The organism is Streptomyces sp. NK15101, assembly GCF_020400725.1.
Lineage (GTDB): Bacteria > Actinomycetota > Actinomycetes > Streptomycetales > Streptomycetaceae > Streptomyces.
Genome location: NZ_JAINVG010000175.1, coordinates 1 through 4,825, shown reverse-complemented (window position 1 = coordinate 4,825; position 4,825 = coordinate 1). Strand labels below are relative to the sequence as shown.

The window sequence follows — 4,825 nt, the reverse complement described above, 5'->3', positions numbered from 1 at the left end:
GCGGGGGCTCGCCGGCGGAACGTCGTTCGCGTGCCGGCACCGGATCGCCGACGGCGGGCCGGCGGGGGCCTTCCGGCCGGCCCGTGTGTCCGGGCGGGACGGGGCGGGCACCCGGTCGCCTCATCTGGCCGGGTGTCCCGGCTACGTGTCCTGGTCGACCTCGCCCTTGCGGTGGACGCGGAAGGCGAGGAGGCCGCCGAGGAAACCGAAGGCCAGGCCCCAGAGGAGTCCGAAGCCGGCCGTCTTCCAGACGTCAGGGCGGAGCACGACCTCGCCGCCGAGTGACTCGAGGTCGCCGATGCCCAGGACCGAGAGGCCGAAGCGGGCCTCGACCAGGGTGACCGGTGCGGCGACCAGCATGGTGAGCGCGAAGGCGACGCCCAGGTGCAGGGCGTGCTGCCAGAGCGTGATCCGGGCCGGGGAGCGGACGGCCGCCACGAACGCCGCGGCCAGCACCAGGACGGCGGCGACGGGCAGCAGCCACCACGCGCGCGCGTCCTGGGCGGCGAGGGAGGACAGGTCGACGGTCGAGAGGTCCGGGCTGTCGCCGTCGCCCCGCAGGACGGCGTCGAGGATCTGCGGCATGGGCAGGCCGAAGGGGCCTTCCGCCTTTCCCTGCCAGGAGCCTCCGATGCCCACTCCGAGCGCGAGCCAGGCGACGTTGGGCAGGCCCAGGAGGAGGACGGCGAGGGTCTCCGCGGCGTGGCCCCTGGTCGCCGCGACGACGATCCCGATGACCAGGCCCACGACGACGTACGCGAGGAGCAGCAGGAGCATCGCGAAGGCCGCGGGCCGGACGGGTCCGTGGTAGCGGACGAGCCGGGGCGGCAGCGGGGTCCCGCGGGAGACGAGGAGGGCGACGGCGAGCACTCCCAGGATCCACAGGAGCCCGTAGAAGAGCGTGGGTCCGACGTCGGTGCGGAAACCGACGGTCGGGTTCACGGCGTCCAGGAGCTCGCCGAAGAGGTCCGTGAGGGGGTCCTGCGCGTCGCCGCCGAGGATGAGGGGGAAGTCGTGGCGGGCGAGGGCCGAGACCCCCGCGAGGGCGGCCAGCCAGAGCACGACGACGCTCGCCGCGCGGAGCAGGAGTTCACGGGTGCCGGTCACCGCGTGGTGGCGCAGGGGACGCAGGAAGCAGAAACCGGTGACCAGTGCGCCCACCAGGGTGACGGTGAGCGGCATGGCGGTCAGTTCGGCCTGGGTTCCGGCGAGGGCGCCCGCGTCGCCGGAGAGCTCGACCTTGCCGCCCGACGCCATGACGACGACCGCCGCGAGGACGGCGGTGAAGCCGCCGGGGAGGTCGGCGGCGCCGGCGGCCCACAGGCCGAGGCCGGCGACGACGCCCATCGCGACGAACCCGGCGACCACGGCGGCCAGGGCCTGGAGGACGACGCGGGCGTAGCGCCCGCTCGGGGGCGCTGACGGTCGCGCGGAGGTGGGGAGCCGACTGCTCGTCACCCTGCCCACGCTAGTACCGGAGCCGGGGGTCCGCTTGCGGGCGGAAGGCCTCCGCTTGCGGGCGGGCACCGTTCGGCGCACACAATGGGCGCGGAACGGAAGAAAGGGAAAAAAGTGACTTCCCACCCGCCGTCCGGCCCTCCGTCGGTTCCTCCCACAGGTCCCCCCTCGGGCCCCCTCTCGGGTCCGGGCACACGCCCGGGAAGCGCCGGTCCCCCGCCACCTCCCGGACCGCCCCACGGCGGTTCGGGAGGTGGCGCGGGCGGGGGCGGTCCGTCCGGCGGCGGAGGTCCGGGAAGCGGCGGAGGAGGCCCGTCGGGCGGCGGTTCGTCCCGCGCCGGGGGCTCCGGGGGCGGCGGCCCCTGGTGGCGCTCCGTCCCGAAGGTCGCCTCGGTCACCGCCGCGCTCGTGGCGGCCGCGGCGCTCGCGGTCGTCCTCACCAACGGCCCCGACGACAAGGGCGGCACGGCGGGCTCCGGCGGCGAGGTCTTCCTGCAGAACGCCGCCGCGGCCGGCCCGGACCCGTTCACCCGGTCGACGGCCCGCGCCGACGGCGGCTCCGCCCCGCCGGCCTCGCTGCCGCCCCGTACCTCCTCGGCCCTGCCCGAGATGTCGGGGTCGACGCCCGGTCTCTACGGCGGGACGCGGTCGGTGTCCAGCTGCGACGTCGAGCAGCAGGTCCGCTACCTCTCCGCCGAGCCCACGAAGAACGCGGCCTTCGCCTCGGTCGTCGGCGTCCCGGCGAACGACGTGCCGGCGTACCTCCGCTCCCTGACCCCGCTTCGGCTCCGGGTCGACACCCGGGTCACCAACCACGGCTTCCGGAACGGCGCCGCCACCGCCTACCAGTCGGTGCTCCAGGCCGGCACGGCGGTCATGGTCGACGGCCACGGCGTGCCCCGGGTCCGCTGCGCCTGCGGCAATCCGCTGACCGCCCCCGTGCCGCAGAAGGCGCCGCGCACGACCGGCACGCCCTGGCCGGGATACAGCTCCCAACAGGTCGTCGTGGTGGCGCCCTCGGTGACGGTCGTGAACGTCTTCGTGGTGTACGACCCCCAGGACGACGGCTGGTTCGCGCGGAAGCACGGCGACACCGGCGAGCACGACAAGCCGACGCCGCCTCCCCAGCCGCTCGCGAGCTCCCCCGCGGCGTCCCCCTCGACCTCCCTGTCCAGTTCGCCGTCGGTCTCCCCGTTGTCACCGGTGCCCTGCGTGACGGTGACGGGTGGGGAGGCCCCGGCACCGCGCGACGGGGTCACGCCGTCGCCGTGCCCCTCGACGCTCTCCCCCCCGGCGTCGACGTCCTCCTCACCGCCGCCGCCGTCCGACTCCTCCTCCGGCCCGACGGACTCGTCGCCGTCGACGGAGTCGTCGAGCCCGGCGTCGGAACCCGCGTCGGAGGTCACGAGCCAGCCGCCGGAACAGCAGCCGGACCAGTCGACGGGCACCGCCGGGCCGGATTGAGAGCACCGCCCCGTTGTGGGCCGCGCCCCCGCCGCCCCCGTTGTGGGCAACCGTTCCGCCGGGACGGCGCCCACCGCCGTTGGGGGCAGTCGTTCCGCTGGGGCGGAACGGGTGGGCGCAACGGGACGGCGCCCTTTGCCGGGCCCAGGCTCCCGCGCCCTGACCCGCACCACCTGTGCACCGCCGCTCGGGGTGCGGGTCCAGGCGCGGAACGCGGAGGCCCCGCTGAAGGGCGCCGTCCCGTGTGCCCACCCTCCCCCAAGCTCTCGGCTTCGCTGGAGCAGGGGGACCCCCCTGCCCCAGCGGGACGACCGCCCACACGGGCGGGGGCGGGGGCACCGCCCCGCAGGGCGCGGCTCGCACGGGCGGGGCGCCGGGCCGCCGGGGATCAGGTGGGGTCGTAGGTGGGGGTGCGGCGTGGGGGGACGCGCTCCGCGGGCGCGGGGCGCAGGCGTCGGAGCCAGGCGCCGAGCGACAGGGGGCGGGCCTGCCGCTCCTCCGCGCGCCGCTGCCACATCCGCTCGTCCCGGTCGGTGAAGTGTCCGGACATCGTTCGTCTCCTTCCAGGCCACTGGAAGGAGTCTGTAGTCTCATTGGCCCGGACAGCAGAGCCAATGAGGAGTGATTGGCATGGCAGTGGCACGTGTGGTCCACACCCTGGACCGAACCCTGACGGGCCGCCAGCTGGCCTCGCTCCTCACCCCTCCCCCGGAGGGCCGGTTCGGGTACCGGGAGCTCGCGCGGGCCGTGCGGGAGGCGCTGCTCGACGGCCGGGTGGCGCTGCGCCTGCGGCTGCCGGCCGAGCGTGAGCTCGCCGCGGTGCTCCTGGTGAGCCGGACCACCGTGACGGGGGCGTACGACCTGCTGCGGGAGAGCGGTTACGCGCACAGCCGGCGCGGCGCCGGCACGTGGACCGCGCTGCCGGACGGGCAGGCGCCCACCGTTCTGGGAGCCTTCCAGGACGACGCCGGCGCGACCATCGACCTGGCCCTCGCCGCGCCGCCCGCCCCGGAGGCGGAGCTGTCCGCCGCGCTGGCCGCAGCCGCCGCCGAGCTGCCCCGCTACGCCGGATCGCAGGGCTACCACCCGTACGGGCTGCCCGTGCTCCGCGCCGCGATCGCCGAGCGCTACACGGCCCGGGGCCTGCCGACCCTCCCGGACCAGATCCTCGTCACCACGGGCGCCCAGCAGGCGGTCTCGCTGGTGCTCGCGCTGCTCGGCCGGGCCGGCGACCGGGTGCTCGCCGAGAACCCCTCGTACGCCAACGCCCTCGACGCCATGCGGGGGCGCATGCTCCGCGTCACGCCGGTGCCGGTGACCGAGACCGGGTGGGACACCGGGCTCGTCGACGCGGCGCTCCGGCAGACCGCGCCGCGCCTGGCCTATCTGATCCCGGACTTCCACAACCCGACCGGCCGGCTCATGCCGGCGGAGCAGCGCCGTGAGCTCGCGCGGTCGGCGCGTGCCACCGGGACCTGGCTGGTGGTCGACGAGACGCTGACGGACATGGCCCTGGACGTGCCCGCGCCGCTGCCGTTCGCGGCGGCGGCCGGCGGGGGCGACGGCGAGCAGATCGTGTCCGTCGGCTCGCTGAGCAAGAGCTGCTGGGGCGGGCTGCGGGTCGGCTGGGTGCGGGCCGCGTCCCGTGTCGTGACCGAGCTGGCCCGGGTGCGGATCACGGCCGACCTGGCCGGTTCCGTGCTGGACCAGTTGGTGGCCGCCGCCCTGATGGACCGCCTCGACGTGATCCTGCCGCGGCGCCTCGACGAGCTGCGGCTGCGCCGGTCCGCGCTGGCCGACGCCCTCGCCCGCCACGTACCGGAGTGGCGGTGGACGGTGCCGCCGGGCGGGGTGTGCCTCTGGATCGACCTGGGGCGGCCGGTCGCGGCCTCCCTCGCGGCCC

4 protein-coding genes are annotated in these 4,825 nt (G+C 76.2%); 2 read left to right on the top strand and 2 right to left on the bottom strand.

Annotated elements, in window-relative coordinates; translation table 11 throughout:
* Positions 1-141 precede the first annotated feature (141 nt).
* The gene (locus tag K7G60_RS38240; RefSeq protein ID WP_374115751.1) at positions 142-1,458 is read right to left on the bottom strand and encodes a streptophobe family protein; all 1,317 of its coding nucleotides are present in this window, start codon (positions 1,456-1,458) and stop codon (positions 142-144) included.
* An 84-nt stretch (positions 1,459-1,542) separates the two neighbouring features.
* Here K7G60_RS38240 and K7G60_RS38235 point away from each other — a divergent pair, with 84 nt between their 5' ends.
* Entirely contained in the window at positions 1,543-2,922 is a 1,380-nt protein-coding gene (locus tag K7G60_RS38235) for a DUF6777 domain-containing protein (protein ID WP_374115750.1), read from the top strand.
* Positions 2,923-3,310: 388 nt separating this feature from the next.
* On the opposite strand, the gene K7G60_RS38230 is transcribed toward K7G60_RS38235, so the two are convergent.
* The gene (locus tag K7G60_RS38230) at positions 3,311-3,472 is read right to left on the bottom strand and encodes a hypothetical protein (RefSeq protein WP_225805575.1); all 162 of its coding nucleotides are present in this window, start codon (positions 3,470-3,472) and stop codon (positions 3,311-3,313) included.
* Between the two features lie 80 nt (positions 3,473-3,552).
* Here K7G60_RS38230 and K7G60_RS38225 point away from each other — a divergent pair.
* The coding region (locus K7G60_RS38225; protein ID WP_225805574.1) for a PLP-dependent aminotransferase family protein at positions 3,553-4,825 on the top strand (1,273 nt) is incomplete at its 3' end.